At 62.7% G+C, this 17,420-nt stretch carries 19 protein-coding genes; 10 read left to right on the top strand and 9 right to left on the bottom strand.

Going from position 1 to position 17,420, the window contains the following annotated elements; genetic code table 11:
* The first annotated feature begins 54 nt into the window (after window positions 1–54).
* Complete coding sequence (locus GJW30_RS02315; RefSeq protein ID WP_096351142.1) at window positions 55–750, top strand: SDR family NAD(P)-dependent oxidoreductase; 696 nt, start codon at window positions 55–57, stop codon at window positions 748–750.
* On the opposite strand, the gene GJW30_RS02310 is transcribed toward GJW30_RS02315, so the two are convergent.
* The 7 genes from GJW30_RS02310 to GJW30_RS02280 form a co-directional block, all read right to left on the bottom strand.
* The gene (locus GJW30_RS02310; protein WP_245408628.1) at window positions 747–1,196 is read right to left on the bottom strand and encodes a MarR family winged helix-turn-helix transcriptional regulator; all 450 of its coding nucleotides are present in this window, start codon (window positions 1,194–1,196) and stop codon (window positions 747–749) included. The two genes, GJW30_RS02315 and GJW30_RS02310, sit on opposite strands and share 4 nt — an antisense overlap.
* Window positions 1,197–1,268: 72 nt before the next feature.
* Window positions 1,269–1,997, bottom strand: coding sequence for an ABC transporter ATP-binding protein (locus tag GJW30_RS02305; RefSeq protein WP_096351139.1), 729 nt, complete (start codon window positions 1,995–1,997; stop codon window positions 1,269–1,271).
* Window positions 1,994–2,758, bottom strand: a complete 765-nt coding sequence (locus tag GJW30_RS02300; protein ID WP_096351136.1) for an ABC transporter ATP-binding protein — start codon at window positions 2,756–2,758, stop codon at window positions 1,994–1,996. Before GJW30_RS02300 ends, GJW30_RS02305 begins: the two co-directional genes overlap by 4 nt.
* Window positions 2,755–4,653: an ABC transporter permease gene (locus GJW30_RS02295; RefSeq protein ID WP_096351133.1), complete on the bottom strand. Its 1,899-nt coding sequence runs from the start codon at window positions 4,651–4,653 to the stop codon at window positions 2,755–2,757. Before GJW30_RS02295 ends, GJW30_RS02300 begins: the two co-directional genes overlap by 4 nt.
* A 222-nt stretch (window positions 4,654–4,875) precedes the next feature.
* Entirely contained in the window at window positions 4,876–6,090 is a 1,215-nt protein-coding gene (locus tag GJW30_RS02290) for an ABC transporter substrate-binding protein (protein WP_197703796.1), read from the bottom strand.
* Window positions 6,091–6,308: 218 nt separating this feature from the next.
* Window positions 6,309–7,118 (bottom strand): SDR family NAD(P)-dependent oxidoreductase, encoded by an 810-nt coding sequence (locus GJW30_RS02285; RefSeq protein ID WP_096351130.1) that lies wholly within the window; start codon window positions 7,116–7,118, stop codon window positions 6,309–6,311.
* 30 nt (window positions 7,119–7,148) lie between these two features.
* The gene (locus GJW30_RS02280) at window positions 7,149–8,006 is read right to left on the bottom strand and encodes an alpha/beta fold hydrolase (protein WP_096351128.1); all 858 of its coding nucleotides are present in this window, start codon (window positions 8,004–8,006) and stop codon (window positions 7,149–7,151) included.
* A gap of 276 nt (window positions 8,007–8,282) precedes the next feature.
* Here GJW30_RS02280 and GJW30_RS02275 point away from each other — a divergent pair, with 276 nt between their 5' ends.
* From GJW30_RS02275 to GJW30_RS02255, 5 genes are read left to right on the top strand one after another with little or no spacing between them, the layout of a single operon-like run.
* Window positions 8,283–9,254: an ABC transporter substrate-binding protein gene (locus GJW30_RS02275; protein WP_096351125.1), complete on the top strand. Its 972-nt coding sequence runs from the start codon at window positions 8,283–8,285 to the stop codon at window positions 9,252–9,254.
* The gene (locus tag GJW30_RS02270; RefSeq protein ID WP_157746675.1) at window positions 9,244–10,017 is read left to right on the top strand and encodes an ABC transporter permease; all 774 of its coding nucleotides are present in this window, start codon (window positions 9,244–9,246) and stop codon (window positions 10,015–10,017) included. Before GJW30_RS02275 ends, GJW30_RS02270 begins: the two co-directional genes overlap by 11 nt.
* On the top strand, window positions 10,014–10,793 hold the full coding sequence (locus GJW30_RS02265) for an ABC transporter ATP-binding protein (protein ID WP_245408627.1): 780 nt from the start codon (window positions 10,014–10,016) through the stop codon (window positions 10,791–10,793). Before GJW30_RS02270 ends, GJW30_RS02265 begins: the two co-directional genes overlap by 4 nt.
* Window positions 10,794–10,845: 52 nt before the next feature.
* The gene (locus GJW30_RS02260; protein WP_096351119.1) at window positions 10,846–11,136 is read left to right on the top strand and encodes a type II toxin-antitoxin system RelE/ParE family toxin; all 291 of its coding nucleotides are present in this window, start codon (window positions 10,846–10,848) and stop codon (window positions 11,134–11,136) included.
* A 1-nt stretch (window position 11,137) separates the two neighbouring features.
* Window positions 11,138–11,434: an addiction module antidote protein gene (locus GJW30_RS02255; RefSeq protein ID WP_096351116.1), complete on the top strand. Its 297-nt coding sequence runs from the start codon at window positions 11,138–11,140 to the stop codon at window positions 11,432–11,434.
* Here the strand turns inward: GJW30_RS02255 and pncB are convergent.
* On the bottom strand, window positions 11,431–12,735 hold the full coding sequence (gene pncB, locus GJW30_RS02250) for a nicotinate phosphoribosyltransferase (protein WP_096351113.1): 1,305 nt from the start codon (window positions 12,733–12,735) through the stop codon (window positions 11,431–11,433). The genes GJW30_RS02255 and pncB overlap by 4 nt on opposite strands.
* 175 nt (window positions 12,736–12,910) lie before the next feature.
* Here pncB and pobA point away from each other — a divergent pair, with 175 nt between their 5' ends.
* The 3 genes from pobA to GJW30_RS02235 all read left to right on the top strand — a co-directional run bounded on the left by pobA (window position 12,911) and on the right by GJW30_RS02235 (window position 16,310).
* On the top strand, window positions 12,911–14,089 hold the full coding sequence (gene pobA / locus GJW30_RS02245) for a 4-hydroxybenzoate 3-monooxygenase (protein ID WP_096351110.1): 1,179 nt from the start codon (window positions 12,911–12,913) through the stop codon (window positions 14,087–14,089).
* Between the two features lie 66 nt (window positions 14,090–14,155).
* On the top strand, window positions 14,156–15,385 hold the full coding sequence (locus tag GJW30_RS02240) for an NAD(P)/FAD-dependent oxidoreductase (RefSeq protein ID WP_096351107.1): 1,230 nt from the start codon (window positions 14,156–14,158) through the stop codon (window positions 15,383–15,385).
* Between the two features lie 112 nt (window positions 15,386–15,497).
* Window positions 15,498–16,310, top strand: coding sequence for a transglycosylase SLT domain-containing protein (locus GJW30_RS02235; protein ID WP_096351104.1), 813 nt, complete (start codon window positions 15,498–15,500; stop codon window positions 16,308–16,310).
* 83 nt (window positions 16,311–16,393) lie between these two features.
* Here GJW30_RS02235 and GJW30_RS02230 read toward each other — a convergent pair whose 3' ends face one another.
* Entirely contained in the window at window positions 16,394–16,663 is a 270-nt protein-coding gene (locus GJW30_RS02230; protein WP_130364718.1) for a hypothetical protein, read from the bottom strand.
* A gap of 184 nt (window positions 16,664–16,847) precedes the next feature.
* On the opposite strand from GJW30_RS02230, the gene GJW30_RS02225 reads away from it, so the two are divergent.
* Window positions 16,848–17,411: a DUF2867 domain-containing protein gene (locus GJW30_RS02225; RefSeq protein WP_245408772.1), complete on the top strand. Its 564-nt coding sequence runs from the start codon at window positions 16,848–16,850 to the stop codon at window positions 17,409–17,411.
* The last annotated feature ends 9 nt before the right edge of the window (window positions 17,412–17,420 follow it).

Here is a 17,420-nt window from a genome sequence, read left to right as displayed (position 1 = left end):
GCCTTGGATTGTGCATCGGCTCAAGTCCAACCAGGGCGCTACTCGGAGGAAGTCATGGATTTCGCGCAGCGGCACGTGGTGGTCACCGGCGGAACCGGAGCATTGGGGCATGCGGTCGTCGATGCGCTGCTCGGCGAAGGCGCGATCTGCCATGTGCCGTATAGTGATGCCGGAAAGGCGGCGGGTCTCGCCAAGCGCGAGCGGCTGAACTGGGTCGAGGCCGGCAATCTCGCCGACCCTGCTGCCGTTCAGAAGCTTTTTGCCGGCGTGCCGAACCTCTGGGCGTCGATCCACCTCGCGGGTGGCTTCGCGATGGGGAAACTATCGAAAGCGACGGCGGAGAGCTTGCGGGACCAGATCGACACCAACCTGATGACCGCGCTGATGTGCAGTCAGGCCGCCGTCGCCGCTATGCAGGCGGTGGGCACGGGCGGGCGCATCGTCAATGTTGCGTCGCGGCCGGGGATTGAGTGGCGGCAGGGTGCCGGCATGGTTGGTTACACGGTGGCGAAGGCAGGCGTCGCGGCTCTGACGGTGGCGCTGGCCGAAGAGGTCGCGGCCGACGGCATTCTGGTCAATGCGGTCGCGCCGTCGACGATGGATACGCCGGCCAATCGCAAAGCGATGCCGAAAGCGGATTTCGATCTCTGGCCGAAGGTCGAGGAAGTGGCGGCGACGATCGTGTTTCTCGCGTCGCCGAAAAATCGCGTCACGCGCGGCGCGGTCGTGCCGGTGTATGGGAAGAGCTAGCTCAGCTTCTTCAGCAACCGCACCACTGTGCGCTGCTCTTCGGGCGTGAGCGGCTTCATCGTCTCTTCGCTGATCGCGGCGGCGACCTGCTCGGCGGCTTCGGTCGCGCGGCGGCCTTCGGCTGTCAGCATGATAGCGCGGCGGCGCTTGTCGTTCGGATCGGCGACCATGGTGACGAAGCCGCGCAAATGCAGACGATCGACAACGCCCTTGATCGTCGCGGCATCGAGCGAGATCAAACGGCCGAGCTGATTCTGCGAACACGGTTCGACTTCGTGCAGCTTGGCGAGCGCGGCGAATTGCGTCTGCGTCAAACCTTCCGGAATGCGCGCCATGAAGATCGCGGTGTGCCGTTGCATTGCGAGGCGCAGGCGGAAGCCGACTTGTTCGTCCAGCACGTAGCCGGATGAATCATCGGCCGGCGTCGATTTGCGGCGAGTCAGCAATGCGGGCTCCTCAGCACTCTTCTTGGCGCGTTGTTGAAGCACGCGCAAGAGTCTTTGGCTGCAACCGTGCCGTTAAACTGTGAGATAGGTGCGCTGGAGTTCTGTATTGGTTGTCAGCTCGGCCATGCTGCCTTCCCAACGCAGCTGGCCTTTTTCGAGCAGATAAGCGCGGTCCGACACGAGCTGTGCGAAATGAATATTCTGTTCCGACAGCAGGATAGAAAGGCCTTGCTGCTTCAGTTCGAGAATCGTGTTCGCCATCTGCTCGACGATCAGCGGCGCGACACCTTCGGACGGCTCGTCGAGCAGGATCATCAACGGGTTGCCCATCAGCGTGCGCGCGACCGCGAGCATTTGCTGCTCGCCGCCGCTCATCGCGCCGCCGGGGCGGTCCGGCATCTCGCCGAGATTGGGGAAAAGTTTAAATAGCCGCTCCTCGGTCCACAGCGGCGCATCCTTGCCGTTCGGAAAACGGCGCGGCGGCTGACGGCCGATGTCGAGATTCTCCAGCACGGTGAGATCGGAGAAGACGCGGCGATCCTCCGGCGTGAAGCCGAGGCCAAGCCGCGCGATCTCGTACGGCTTGGCGTGCGAGATATCCTGGCCGATGAACTGCACGCTCCCGGTCTTCTTCGCGATCATGCCCATCGCGGATCTCATCGTGGTCGATTTGCCGGCGCCGTTGCGGCCCATCAGCGCGACGACTTCGCCGCGCTGCACGTTGAGTGACAGATCGTAGATAATCTGCGCGGCGCCGTACCACGTGTTGAGATTAGCGATCGTGAGCAAGGCATCGCTCATGACGTCACCTTCTCGAACGTCTTGCCGGTGCCGAAATAGACTTCCTGCACCTTCGGATGTTCGCGGATCGTCTTGGCGTTGCCTTCCGCAATCAGGCGGCCGCGCGCCAACACGATGATGCGGTCCGCGAAAGCGAAGACGACATCCATCGAGTGTTCGGTGAACAGAACCGAAATACCGCGGTCGAGCACGAGGCGTTTGACGAGCGCGATGAGATCGTTTCGCTCGCGCGGCGCCATGCCGGCGGTTGGCTCATCCATCAGCAGCAGCTTCGGATCGTTGGCGAGCGCGATCGCAAGCTCAACGCGCTTGACGTCGCCGTAAGCGAGCTCGCGGCAGGCGCGGTCCGCCGCATCCTGCATGCCGACGTAACCGAGGAGTTCCAGCGCGCGCGCCCGGTGATGCTCGCCGGCGGCGCGCCAGAGGCTGTAGGTCTCGCGGTGATGCGAGATCAGCGCCATCTGCACATTCTCGACCACGGTCATCGAGCCGAAGGTGGCGGCGATCTGGAATGTGCGACCAACGCCGCGGCGCCAGATCGTGCGCGGTGCCGCGCCCGCGATACTCGCGCCTTCGAGCAGAATGTCGCCGCTGTCGGGCTTGAGCTGCCCGTTGATCATGTTGAAGGTCGTCGACTTGCCGGCGCCATTCGGGCCGATCAGCGCGAGGAACTCACCCTTCGCGACATCGAACGTGACTTCCCGGGCCGCGTGGACGCCGCCGAAGGCCTTGCTGAGATCGCGGACAGAGAGCACGCTCACGACGGCGCCCCCGCATTGTCGCGCTTGCGGGAGATCAATTTGTCCAGCGTGCCGGCAAGTCCGCCCGGGAAGACGAGGACGAGGACCAAGATGATCGCGCCGAGCAGCGCGCGCCAATATTCGGTCTGCCGCATGATCGTGTCCTGCAGGATCGCGAAGGTCGACGCGCCGATGATGGGGCCGGTCAGGCTCTGGATTCCGCCGAGCAGCACCATCACGAGGCCGTCGATCGAGCGGCCGACTGCGATCGTCTCCGGCGAGATCGAGCCTTTGGCGAAGGCGAAGAGGCCGCCCGCGATGCCGCAGATGAAACCCGCGATGACGAAGCCGAACCAGTGCACGCGTTTGACATCGATGCCGATCGCTTCGGCGCGGAGCGGCGAGTCGCGGCCGGCGCGCATCGCGTAGCCGAGCGGCGCGAACAGGATGCGGCGCAGGATCAGCACGCTCAAGATCGCGAGCGTCAGCGCGAGCCAGAAGTAGGCTTTGCGGTCGTCGAACGGCGCACTCGGCCAGACGCCGACGACACCGTTGGAGCCGCCGGTGAAATCTTCCCACTGATAGATGATCGCCCAGACGATCTGCGCGAAGGCGAGCGTGAGCATCGCGAGATAGACGCCCGAGAGGCGCACCGCGAACCAGCCGAACAGCAGTGCGCCGAGGCCCGAGGCGAGCGGCGCGAAGACGAGCGCGTAGCTCATCGGCGCCGCGCCCCATTTCACAAGCAGCGCCGCGCCATAAGCGCCGAGGCCAAAGTAAGCGGCGTGGCCGAACGAATGCATACCGCCCGGACCCATGATGAAATGCAGCGAGGCCGCGAAGATGATCGCGATCAGCACGTCGGTGCCGAGCACAAGCCAGTACGGCGATCCCTTGGCGAGCACCGGCAGCAGCGCGAGCACGATGACGAGCGCGAGGCCGAGCACTTTCAGCGTCATGCCGGCTGGGCGGATCGGATCTTCCGGGTCCGCGACGCTGCGCACCGCGCCCTGGACTTTGCCCATCAAGCCGTAGGGACGGAAGATCAGCACCAGCGCCATGACGAGGAATTCGGCGACCAGCGTGAACTTCGAGAAGTTCACCGGCACGCCCATAAGGTTGACGGTGCCGATCGCGATGCAGAGGGCTTTGACCTCCGCGATGATCACGGCGGCGAGATAGGCGCCGGAGATCGAGCCCATGCCGCCGACCACGACGACGACGAAAGCGTCGCCGATCACCGAGAGATCGAGCGCGAGGTTGGCGGGTTCGCGCGCGACCTGCAGCGCGCCGCCAAGGCCGGCTAACCCAGCCCCGAGTGCGAAGACGGCCGTGAAGAGCATCGCCTGATTGACGCCGAGCGCGCCGACCATCTCGCGATCCTGCGTCGCGGCGCGGATTAGGCGGCCGAAGCGCGTCTTGGCGAGGAGGAAATGCAGCGCGATGAGAACAAGCGGACCGACGACGATGAGGAAAACGTCGTAGCTCGGCAGGCGGCGCCCGAGGACTTCGACGGCGCCAGAGAGACCCGGTGCGCGCGGGCCGAGCAAATCTTCCGGACCCCAGAAGTAGAGCGTCGCGTCATTGATGACGAGCACGAGCGCGAAAGTTGCTAGCAGTTGGAAGAGTTCGGGCGAGCGATAGATGCGGCGCAGGAGGACGAATTCGATGAGCGCGCCGAGCGCGGCGACGAGTAGGGCGGTCGCAACGATGCCGCCCCAGAAGCCAAGTACGCCGCCGAACTTTGTCGCGAACGTCCACGCGAGATAGATGCCCACCATGTAGAGCGAGCCGTGCGCGATGTTGACGATGCGCGTAACGCCGAAGATCAGCGATAGCCCGGCGGCGACGAGGAACAATCCTGATGCCGCCGAGAGGCCATTGAGCGCTTGGAAGAGGAAGGCTTGGAGATTCATGCGAGCGCGGGAACGGTTCTTTTCGCGCCAAGGGCGACGCCGGTGCGGTTCCAGCGTTCCCTCTCCCGCTTGCGGGGGAGGGATAGGGAGGGGGAAAAACCAGACCGCAATGCTCGCAAAGTTGCCCCCTCCCCAACCCTCCCCCGGTTCGCGACGCGAACCCTGCGGGAGAGGGGGCGCGCCGTGCTTTGGCGCGCGCTTGGTGCCCTCAAGGTATTTTAGCTACTCCATCGCCGCGGCGGGACGCAGCTTCTTCACTTCCTCGTCCGAGGGAAGAACCTTGTCGCCCGCGACGTATTGGAAGTCCTTCATCGTGCCTTTGCCGTCCTTCAGCGCGAGCGTGCCGACATAAGCGCCGACGGTCGCCTGCTGATCGCTGGCGCGATAATCGTAAGACGCAAATGCGCCGTCGACCTTCAAGCCACGGAACGCCTTGATGAGCGCCTCAGGATCTGTCGAGCCCGCCTTCGCGATGCCGGCCGCAATCGCCTTGATCGAGTCGTAGCCGACCATCGAGCCGAGGCGCGGATAGTCGTTCCAGCGCTTGCGATAAGCATCGACGAATTTCTGATGCTGCGGCGTTTTGATCTCGTCCCACGGATAGCCGGTGACGACCCAGCCGGCCGGTGTGTCTTCCTTGAGCGGATCGAGATATTCGGGCTCGCCCGAGAGCAGGCTGACGACGAAGCGATCCTTGAAGACGCCGCGCGTCGCGCCTTCACGCGCGAGCTTAGCGAGATCGGCGCCGAACAGCACGTTGAAGATCGCGTCCGGCTTTGCATCGTCAACCGCCTGCAGCACTGCGCCGGCGTCGACCTTGCCAAGCGGCGGCGCTTGTTCGGTCACGAACTCGACGTCCGGCTGCGCCTTCTTGAGGAGTTCCTTGAAGGTCGCGGCGGCCGACTGTCCGTATTCGTAGTTCGGGTAGATCATCGCCCACTTCTTTTTCTTCGCGGCGACCGCAGCCGGGATCAGCATCGCGGTCTGCATGTAGGTCGAGGGGCGCAGACGGAACGTGTAGCGATTGCCGTTCTGCCACGTGATCTTGTCGGTCAGCGGCTCGGAGGCGAGGAAGAAGACTTTCTTGCGTCCGGCAAATTCCGTTACGGCAAGGCCGACATGCGAGAGGAAAGTGCCGGTGAGCAGCGCGACATTCTCGCGCGTCACGAGTTCTTCGGCGACACGCACCGCGTCACCCGGATTGCCGCCGTCGTCGCGCGAGACGACTTCGAGTTTTTTGCCAAGAACGCCGCCGGCCGCGTTGATTTCCTCAACGGCGAGCTCCCAACCCTTCTTGTAAGGATCGAGGAAGGCGGGCTGCGCCTTGTAGGAGTTCATTTCGCCGATCTTGATCGTGCTCTGCGCGAGCGCGCTTCCGGTCAAAATCGCTGATGCAGCACCGGCGGCTGCGAGAGCGGATAGAGTACGTCTCGTCATCATCAAAGCGGCTCCCCTGTTTTATCGTCGGCTGGCCAAGCCGATCCGCAATCGCGAACGGCCTAGCATCTTATGCTGCATGAACCGAGCGGAAGTTTTCGCTCCTTGCAGTGTAACGCGACGTTCAACCGGCGCTATTGTTTGTGTGCAAATATTCTGAGCGCGGGTTGCCGTTAGTCAAGGCATGCGCGCGCGACTCGGCGTCGCGCGCGTTGCGATCAACGATCGCGGAAGCGATCCATGAGGGCCTTGTCCTGGCCGCCGTCGATTTCGATCATGGTGCCGTTCGCCATCATCATGAGCGGCGATGCGAGCATGACGACGAGGTTGGCGACTTCTTCGGTCTCGGCGATGCGACCCATCGGGATCGAGCGCGGCGCGAGCTGATCGGCGTCCTCGTACGAGATCTTCATGTCGCGCGACATCGCGTTGACGAGGCCGGCCCAGCGCTCGGTGCGCACCGGACCCGGATTGACGGCGCAGAACGAGACGCCGTGGCGTCCGTATTGTCCGGCGAGCGAGATCGTGAGGTTTTGACCGGCCGCATTGGCGGCGCCGGGTGCGATTTCCCAATAGCTCGGCTTCACGCCGTCGTTGCCGATGAGGTTGACGACGCGGCCGCCGCCTTGCTTGACCATGATGGGCAGCGAGTAACGCAGGCAGCGCACATAGCCCATAAATTTGAGCTGCAACGCCTGTTCCCAGTCCTTCTCGGTCAGGTGCTCGATCACGCCGCCGGGCGCCGAGCCCGCGTTGTTGATCATGATGTCGATGCGGCCGAGCGCCTTGTGGGCCTGCTCGATGAAGCTCTTGCAGTCTTCGTCCTTGGTGAGGTCGGCCGTGATCGCGTGGATCTTGCGGCCGGTCGCTTTGACGATTTCGAGCGCGGAGGCTTCGAGCGGCTCCTTGCGGCGCGCGCAGATCGCCACGTCGACGCCTTCCTTGGCGAGCGTCATCGCGATCGCCTTACCGATGCCTTCACTGCCGCCGGTGACGACTGCGGTTTTGCCTTTGAGCTGCAGGTCCATTCTGGTCTCCCCGTTGTGTCCGAACTTCGATTAGCTCGCCTTATGGGCCATCCAGCGGCCCGCTTCGGCGGCGGCGAAAAGCTCCATCAGCGCGGCATTCATCACGGCCGGTTCCTCGCTCGTGATGGTGTGGCCGGTGCGCGGCACGACCATCAGTGCGGCCGTCGGCGCGGTGCGCTTGATGTAAAAAGAGCCCTCGAGGCAAGGCTCATCCTCGTCGCCGACGATGACGAGCAGCGGCACCTTGAAGCTTTTGAGTTCGCTTTCAAGCTCCCACAGCGTCGGGCGCTTGAGCTGAAGATTGAGCATCGTGTGCGCATGGCCTTCGGCCGAATGCTCGCCCAACATCTTGGCGAATTCGGCCCAGCCGCGCGGGTCCTTGTTCTTGTGCGCCTGCCGCATCGGCGCATCCGCATAGACGGCAGCCGCCTTCTCGATCCCGTCTTTGGCGAACATCTTGCCGGTCTCGGCCGCCATGACTTTCATGGCTTCGCGCTCTTTCGGATCGGGCTTCGAGCCCCAGCCGCAGCCCGCCGCCGTCACCGAAAGGCAGCGGCCTGGATAATGAATGCCGACATGCAGCGCCGTGTAGGCACCCATCGAATGGCCGACGATGTGGGCCTTTTCGATCTTCAGCGCGTCCATCAGGGCGATCACGTCGTCGCGCGCGATGTCCTGGCTGTAACGGTCGGGATCGGCGGGAACGTCGGACGGTGGGTAGCCGCGCTGACTGAAGGTGACGCAGCGATGATTGCGGGAGAGATGCCGCAGCTGCGGCTCCCACGTGCGGTAGTCGCCCGCATATTCGTGAACGAAGATCACGGCCGACCCGGTGCCGGCCTCTTCGTAATAGAGCTTTGTACCATCACCGGAGGAAATCTTTGGCATGACCCTCAATCCGCGACAGAACGACACTGTCCGAAGATCAAAACATAGAAATCATTTGTGTACAAACAAATTTTGCGTAGCATTCTGTCGCGTCATCCTGAGGAGCGCCCATAGGGCGCGTCTCGAAGGATGAGCCGCAACGTTTTGGCCGTCGTCCTTCGAGGCTCGCGAGCGACCTGCGGTCGCCGCTCGCACCTCAGGATGACGGATTGACGCATCGGTTGGCATCCAATCTGCAAAGGCCGCTAGACTTACGAAAAGAAACCGGAGGTTCGAATGATTGGTCGTCGTCGTTTCGTTGCTCTCGCGTTCGCATCCAGCGCAGCGGCCGCCGTGAGCAGCCGCGCCGTCGCGCAAGCCAAGCCGAAAATCAAAGTCGGCAGTCTCACGCTTCCGGTGTTTGCGCCGATCGTCGCCAACGTGATGAAGGCGAAGGGCTTCGACCAGAAAGCCGGCTTCGATCTCGAGATCACGGCCTATCCATCGATCGCCGCTTACTATGCGGGGCTCGCGACCGGCGAGATCGACACGCTGATCGGTGGGCCGACATATTTCCAGAAGCTGCGGCTCGAGAATGTGCCGATTAAGATCATCTCGACCGGCGCGAAGCTGTCCGACCTCGTGATCATCACGAAAGACCCGTCCGTCAACTCGCTCGCGGACCTCAAAGGCAAGCAGCTCGCCGCCGATATGGGCTCGGGCCAGTTCCAAGTGCTCTCGATCTACGCGAAGTCGAAGGGCATCGATCTCGCGAAGGACATCCAGCTCGTCAGCGCGAATTTCGCGGTGGCGCGCGCGCAGCTCGCCGCCGATCGCGTGCAGGCCGCGATGATCATCGAGCCGATTGCGACGATGATGATCAAAGAAAATCCCGCTCTGAAGATCATCTTCCAGGCGAACGACGCTTGGAAGGAGATAACCGGCAAGGAGGGCTGGGAGCTCGTCTACGCGATGCGCGAGGACACGCTCAAGCGCACGCCGGACGCCGCGAAGATGTTCATTGCGGCGCTCGCCGATGTCGCGGCCTTCATGCGCAGCAACACGGACGAGGCGGACAAAATCGCGGTCGACACCGTGAAATTGCCGCCCGGTATTCTCAAAGCCGCGGTCGAGTCGAAGCGTTGGGATTTCGAAGCGCTGCCCGCGTGGGGCACCGAGCGCGCCAGCCTGTGGGATATGTTCGAGCGCGCGGTCGCGGCCGGTTTCCATCCGAAGCTGCCGGATGAAGGCATCATCTATGTCCCTTGAGGAGCCGCGTCACGCGACCCTTGCGGGGAAACTGCCGCGCGAAGCCATCATCTCGATCATCGGCTTTGCGGTTTTGTGGGAAATATTGGCGCAACTCGCGCCGACGCTCGGCATTCCGCCCTTCGCGGTGCCGAGCTTCACGAAAATCTGGGCAAGCCTTTCGGCCGTCACTTTCCTCGATATCGCGGTGACGCTCGCGCGCGTCATCGCGGCGCTGGTGCTGTCGTTCGTCATCGGTGTTGCGGTCGCGATCGCGATGTATCTCTCCGGCGCTGTCGAACGCTATCTGCGCCCGCTGATCCGCCTGCTGATGGCGGTGCCGGTGGTGTCGTGGATCTTGTTCGCGGTGCTCTGGTTCAAGGGCGTCGAGTTCCGCATCGTTTTTGTGCTCGTGGTCGTCTGCGCGCCGGTCTTCGTTGTCGATACGCTCGATGCGATGCGCGATGTGCCGAAAGAGCTGCGTCAGATGATGCGCTCGTTCCGGCCGACCTTCTGGCAATTCTTCTCCAAGCTGATGCTGCCCGCGATCATGCCGGGCATCTTCACGAGCTGGAAGATTACGCTTTCGCTCGCGATCCGCGTCGTCACCATCGCGGAGCTTGTCGGCGCGGTCACGGGCATCGGCCACAAGCTGCAGGTCGCGCAGGAATTATTCTCGGTCGCCGAGGTGTTCGCCTGGACGCTCATTCTGGTCGCGCTGCTGTTTTTGCTCGAAAGCCTCGTTGTGCGCCTGGAGACCTACGTGCTGCGATGGCGCGCATGAACGAAGGTATGGCGATCGACATCGCGGGCTTACGTAAAGTCTTTCGGCAAACGTCGAGCGGCGATGAAATCGTCGCGATCAATCGCCTCGATCTGACGATTGCGCCGCGCGAGCTGATCGCCATCGTCGGGCAGACCGGCTGCGGGAAGTCGACGCTCTTCGATCTTCTGATCGGTCTCGAAGCGCCGAGCGGCGGTGCGATCCGCATCGGCGGTAAAGCGCCGTTCGGCGACTTCGATTATTTCCGCGGTCGCATCGCGACGGTGTTTCAACAGGACCGCTTGCTGCCGTGGCGTTCTGCGCTCGACAATGTGCGGCTGCCGCTCGAACTTGCCGGCGTACCGGAAGCCGAGCAAAAATCGCGCGCGCTCGATTGGCTCAAGCGGCTCGGCCTTGAGCGCTTCGCCAATGCGTATCCGCGTGAACTGTCCGGTGGCATGCGCCAACGTGTTGCCATCGCGCGCGCCTTTGTCGTGCAGCCCGCGATCTTGCTCGCCGACGAAGCCTTCGGTCATCTCGACGAAGTGACGGCGGCAGAATTGCGGACGAAGTTCGTGACGCTCGCGCGCGAGTCGGGGTCGACCGCGATCCTCATCACGCATCAGCTCGAAGAAGCTATCGCGGTCGGCGATCGCATCGTTGTGTTCGGAAAATCCGCGTCATTGCTCGCCGATATCCGCGTGTCGGACTGGCCCGCCGCGGAGCACCGGACGCTGCGCGAGGCGATCCAAGCCTCGCTGCAATCCAACGCCCCGGATGCGAGGTTGCGGCGATAGACGAATGTGTACGATAGTTGACAGTCCACTGTGACTGTGTATTATCGTACACATGTTCGAGGTCGTCCAAACCGAGCGTTTCACGGATTGGCTCGACCACCTCAAGGAATTCACAGCAGCCGTTCGCATCATCACGAAGCTTCGTCGCATCGAACTCGGAAATCTGGGCGACGCGAAGTCAGTCGGCGAAGGTGTGAGCGAGCTTCGCATCGACTACGGGCCTGGCTATCGCATCTACTTCACACAGCGCGGCCGGAAGCTCATCGTTTTGCTCTGTGGCGGGGACAAAAAATCGCAGCGGCGCGATATCGAACTCGCTCAGCGCATCGCGAAGGAGATCTGAAGTGGCAAAATTGAAGACCACGAAATTCGACGTTCAGCATCATCTTAAGACGATCAAACAACAGATCGCCTATCTCGAAGCGGCGCTGGACGAAGACGATGCGACCTTTATCGCTGCTGCGCTCGGCGACGTCGCGAAAGCGCGCGGCGTGACGGCCTTTGCGCGCGAGACGGGACTGAGCCGCGAGGCGATCTACAAAGCGTTTCGTCCCGGCGGAAATCCGACAATCGAGACTGTCAACAAAGCGCTGCGGGCACTCGGCCTTCGGTTGAAGCTCGCGCCGGCTAGAGCGGCCTAAACCGCCACCGCCTGTTTCACGCGGCCCTCCTGGCCGAACACGCGGAGATAACGCTCGACAACCTCCGCATCGCCGGTCGCCTTGCTCGGATTGTCGGACAGCTTCACGGCCGGGCGGCCGTTGGCGGTTGAGACCTTGCAGACGAGCGAGATCGGATCGAGGCTCGAAATCGGCGTCGGCGCGCAACCGCGGAAATCGTTGGTGAGGTTGGTGCCCCAGCCGAAGCTCATGCGCACGCGGCCGTGAAAGTGATTGTAAGTCGACTCGATCGTCTCGGCGTCGAGCGCGTCGGAGAAGACCAGCAGCTTCTCCTTCGGGTCGCGGCCGCGCATCTGCCACCACGTGATGATCTGCTCGCCGCCCTGGATCGGGGGCGCTGAGTCCGGGCGGAAGCCGCGCCAGTCGGCGACCCAATCGGGCGCGTGGCGCAGGAACGACGTGGTGCCGAACGTGTCGGGCAGCACGATCAGCAGGTTGCCGCCGTAGTAGGACTGCCAATCCTGCAACACCTCATAGGGCGACATCAGGAGTTCCTGATCGGTCTGCGCCAATGCGGCGAACACCATCGGCAATTCGTGCGCGTTGGTGCCGATGGCTTCGAGGTCGTTGTCCATGGCGAGCAGCACGTTGCTCGATCCCGTGAACGCCTTGCCGAGGCCTTCCTTCAGCGCCTCGACGCACCAGCGCTGCCACAAGAACGAGTGGCGGCGGCGCGTGCCGAAGTCCGAGATGCGAAGCTCCGGCAATGCGCGCAGGCGCTCGACCTTGTTCCAGAGTTTCGCCTTGGCGCGCGCGTAAACGACGTCGAGCGTGAATTTGCCCATGCCGCGCAGAGCCGCGCGCGAGCGCAGCTCGGTGATGATTGCGAGCGCCGGGATTTCCCACATCGACGTGTGAGTCCACGGGCCGTGGAATTCGAGAACGTATTGCCCGTCCTCGCGGCGCAGGTCGTATTCGGGCAGCTGAAAGTGCGAGAGCCACTCGAGGAATTCCGGCGCGAAGATCTGCTTGCGGCCATAGAACGTGTTACCGGCCAGCCAGATCATCTCTTTCTTGGTGAGCCGGAGCGTGCGCGCATAGTCGAGCTGGTCGCGCAGCATCTTCTCGTCGATTTCGTCGGCGATGCGGACCCGCTTGGTGCGGTTGATCAGCGAGAAGGTGGCCTGGACCTCTGGGTAGCGCCCCCAGATCATCTGCAGCATCAGCAGCTTGTAGAAGTCCGTGTCGAGCAGGCTGCGGACGATGGGATCGAGCTTCCACGTGTGGTCGTAGACACGCTTGGCAATATCGATGGCACTCATGACGCGGCAAACCTGCAACGCCCTTAACCGGGCACGGATTTAATCGTATCGGCTATTTTGCGCCGCGGAAAGACCCAGGGCGACCAACGGGAAATGGCCAGCGAAAGCCCGCAGGGTTCATTCCGTGTTGCATTGCAATGGTTTAGCCCGGTTGATCAAGCAACTGGGAGGAGCAATGCGCACGCAAGTCGGCATCGTGGGGGCCGGGCCGGCCGGGCTGTTCCTGTCGCATTTGCTGCAGCGTGCCGGCATCGATTGCGTCGTCATCGAGACGCGCAGCCGCAAATACATCGAGGAGCGTGTCCGCGCCGGCGTGCTGGAGCAGGAGAGCTCCGACGTTCTGCGCCAGATGGGGCTCGGCGCGCGGATGGACCGCGAAGGGCTGATCCATCACGGCATCAATCTGCGCTTCAACGAGCGCCTGCATCACATCGACTTCCAGGATTTGGTCGGCAAAGGCGTGATGGTTTACGGCCAGCATGAGGTCGTGAAGGATCTGGTCCAGGCGCGGCTCGATAGCGGTGCGCCGCTGTTGTTCGAGGTCAGCGACGTCGCGGTCGATGGGCTCGACACGAAGACGCCGACGGTCCGGTTCACGCATCAGGGCCAGGCGCAGGAGCTCGTCTGCGATTTCATCGCGGGCTGCGACGGCTTCCACGGTATCTGCCGCCCGGCGATCCCGGAGGGCGTGCTCAAGACTTACGAGCGCACCTATCCGTTCGGCTGGCTCGGTATTTTGGCGCAAGCTCAGCCGGCCTCCGAAGAGCTGATCTACTCAAACCACGACAACGGCTTTGCCCTGCTCTCGATGCGGTCGCCGGAGCTTGGTCGGCTCTACCTCCAGTGCGATCCCGAAGAGGATCTCGCCAACTGGCCGGATGCCCGCATCTGGGAGGAGCTCAACCTGCGCCTCGCCGGCGGCAAGGGTTTGCCCGAGGGGCCGATCCTGCAGAAGGGCGTGACGCAGATGCGCAGCTTCGTGGTCGAGCCGATGCAGTATGGTCGGCTGCTGCTCGCCGGCGATGCCGCGCATATCGTGCCGCCGACCGGCGCGAAGGGGATGAACCTTGCGTTCGCGGATGTGCGCGTGATGGCGCGCGCCTTGGACGCATTCTATCGCGACGGCCGCGACGATCAGCTCGCGGCGTATTCCGAAGTGTGCCTGCGCCGCATCTGGAAGGCGCAGCGCTTCTCGTGGTTCATGACGTCGCTGATGCACCGCTTCCCGGACGACTCCGCGTTCGATCGGCGGCGGCAATTGGCCGATCTCGATTACCTCACGGGCTCGCGCGCCGCGATGACGTCGCTTGCGGAGAATTACGTTGGACTGCCGATGGAATGGGCATTGTCTTAAAAATGGAGGGATTGCGCTCTAACGTGCTTTGATGCACGAAGATGCATCCTTTCGCGTAGGTGCCGGTTGCGTACAGTCGTCATTGTGGGTGCGGGTCAAGGTGGGTTTCAGGTCGCGGCGTCCTTGCGCGACGAAAAGTTCGACGGGCGTATCGTGCTCGTCGGCGACGAACCCGAACTTCCGTATCAGCGGCCCCCGCTGTCCAAGGCCTACATGAACCGTACGATGCTGGATTCCGGCATCTATCTGCGGCCAGACACTTTCTTCGCCCAGCACAATATCGAACTGATGACCGGCGCGATGGTGACGCGGGTCGATCGCGTCGCCAAGCAGATCGCGCTCGGCTCGGGCGGGCGTCTCGACTACGACCACCTCGTGTTGGCGACGGGCGCGCGCAATCGTCTGCTGCCGGTGCCGGGCAACGAGCTTGATGGCGTCGTCTATCTGCGCTCCCTCGCCGATGCGCGCAGCGTGCGCGAACGCATCGACATGGTTCAAAACATAGTTGTCGTCGGCGCGGGGTTCATCGGGCTCGAATTCGCTGCCGTCGCGGCGAAGCGCGGCAAGAAGGTCACGGTGATCGAGTCGACGGAGCGCGCCATGGGCCGCGCCATCAGCCGCGAGATTTCGGATTTCTTCCAGGACGCACACCGCGCCTGGGGCACCGAACTTTTATTCGGCACGACGCTCAAGCGCATCGATGGCGACGATCACGTCAGCGAGGTCGAGACGTCGGACGGGCGTGTCATTCCGGCGGATCTCGTTGCGGTCGGCATCGGCGTTGTTCCCAACACGGAGCTTGCGAGCGATGCGGGTCTCAGAGTCGCAAACGGCATCGTAGTCGATACGCAACTCTCGACCGCCGACGCGGCGATATCGGCGGTCGGCGACTGCGTCAATTTCCCGAGCCATTTCGCCGGTGCATCGGTGCGGCTCGAGTCGGTGCAGAATGCGGTCGATCAGGGCAAGGCGATCGCGGCGCGGCTGATGGGCAAGAGCATCAGCTACAATGCGGTGCCGTGGTTCTGGAGCGACCAGGGCGACCTCAAGCTGCAGATGGTCGGTCTGACGGCCGGTCACGACCAGACCGTCGTGCGCGGCGACCCGGCCGAGCGCGCCTTCTCGGTATTCTGCTTCCAAGGCGGCAAGCTGCTCGGCATCGAGACGGTCAACCGCGCGTCCGATCATGTGATGGGCCGGCGTTTGCTGGCGCAACCGACGAGCCTGTCGCCGGACGAGGTCGCGGCGGAAAATTTTGATCTCAAGGCTTACGTGATGGCGAGCGCCAATCGCTAATTCGTCAACGAAATCAAAGTCCGATTCAGGGCTGCGGCCGAAACAAGGCGGCAATCCTTAAAGTTTGATTTAGATTTGAAGAAGATTATCGGGTGTGTCCGAAAGAACCCGTATGCCGAGCGCCGAAACCGTCAAAACAACCCCCGCGAAAGCCGCCGCGCCGCGCAAGAACGCGCGCGACGATGCGCGGAAAGGCGCTACCGAACCGCAGGCCGCATGGTCGTTCCGGCTGCCGCGCCGCGTGAAGGTCGCGTCGGGGCCGGACACGCTCGGCCGCTCCGCCAAGAAGACGATGATCGCGATCGGCGCTGCCGTGATGGCCTGGTGCTTTGGCTACACGCTCGCCTATTTCGTCGACCAGCAGGAGATCGCGAAAGCGCGAGCGATGGTGACTTCCGTCGTCGAGCGCATCGTGCAGGTCGAATCCGGCGGCGATCCGAATGCAAAGAATCCGCGCTCGACCGCAACGGGCGCCGCGCAGTTCATCGACGCGACGTGGCTCGAACTTATCCGCAAGCATCGCGCCGATCTCGCCGCCCGACCCGAGCCGGAACTTCTCGAACTGCGCCGCGATCCGAAACTTGCGCGCGAAGTCACGACGTATCTCATCGAGCGCAACGCTAAGGTGCTCAAGCGCAGCGGTCAGCCGATTACGGCCGGCACGCTGTATCTGTCGCATTTTGCGGGTGGCGCCGGCGCAGTCGCAATCCTCTCGGCGAAAGAGCACGAGGATGCGGCAACGACTCTCGCGCTTGCGGATTCGACCGGAAAGATGTCGCGCGACAAGCTCGTAAAAGCCAATCCGTTTCTCGATGGCGTAACGGCAGGCGGCCTGAAGCGCTGGGCCGATCGGAAGATGACCGGCGAAACGCGCAAGGTGAAGAAGCAAGGCACGCGCACCGCGCAGGCGACGCGTTCGCTTTAGTCCCACCTACCAAAGCATAAGAAAAACCCGCGCCGTGTGGGCGCGGGTTCTTCTCAACAACCGTTGCGAATGGCTCTTCGCAACTAGTCGCAAACACGATCCTGTGCCGTGACGGTCGTGCCGTCCGGACGCTCGCGCTGAACCGTGCGCGTACGGCATTCGCCCGTGTTGTAATCGCGGCGCTCGCGCACCTCGACGTCCTCACGGCGATCACGATAACGCTCGCGCTCATAGACCGGCGGCTCGCCGATGCGGACGCCTACGCCCGGAACGTCGACCTGAACCTGCGCCACGGCGGGAAGCGGCAACGCAAGCGAAGCGCCCATCAAAGACGCGCAAAGAAGCTTTCGCATGGTGTTCTCCATGATTCTACTGGCGGCGATCGCTCAGCCGCAAAAGCGGCTCGTGCCGCGATAAACTTGTCTTGAACTGCGCGGACAACGCCTAACGCTGGGCCGTCGTTCCCTGAATAATTACGTGGCTGCGCGCAAAATTTTTGCATTGTGGTTCGTGGGCATGACAATTTAATTGACCTATATGCCTATCGATCTTGCTGTGTTCGACAGATTCATGACAACGCATACGATATTGGGCAGCGCAAAGGGTGAGGTGCGCAGGGCGATCCCGCCGTCGGAAAGCGTGGTTGCTGACTGGTACGAAAACGCAAACTTGCTCGATAGCTACAGCATCGATTTGATCGCCGCGGACCGACTCAGTATGCGTGAGTTGGCAATCTTGGCAGTCGGCAATCCGTCTACGTGGCAGAAGGGGTTAATCGCGCTCCGCGATGCTATCGTCGCGCCGTTCGGCCTCAAGACCTCTAGCGCGGTAAGGAGGTCCCGAGCAGACGGCGACCGCATAGATTTCTTTCCGGTGCTATCGGAGAGTGAGGACGAGATAGTTCTCGGTGCGGATGATCGACATCTGGACTTTCGCTTGTCTCTGCTGCGACGCTCGTCTGCCGACAGTACGATGCTTTTCGCGACAACCGTCGTGCGCACCCACAATATCTTCGGCCTGATCTATCTCAACGCGATTAGGCCCTTTCATCACCTCGTAGTCAGGGCTAGCCTAGCCCGATGCACAAACGCACGCAGATAAAACAAAGCC

The sequence above is a fragment of the Variibacter gotjawalensis genome (assembly GCF_002355335.1).
Classification (GTDB): Bacteria; Pseudomonadota; Alphaproteobacteria; order Rhizobiales; family Xanthobacteraceae; genus Variibacter; species Variibacter gotjawalensis.
The sequence above is the reverse complement of the archived record's forward strand: the minus strand, read 5'-3'. Positions and strand labels throughout refer to the sequence as shown.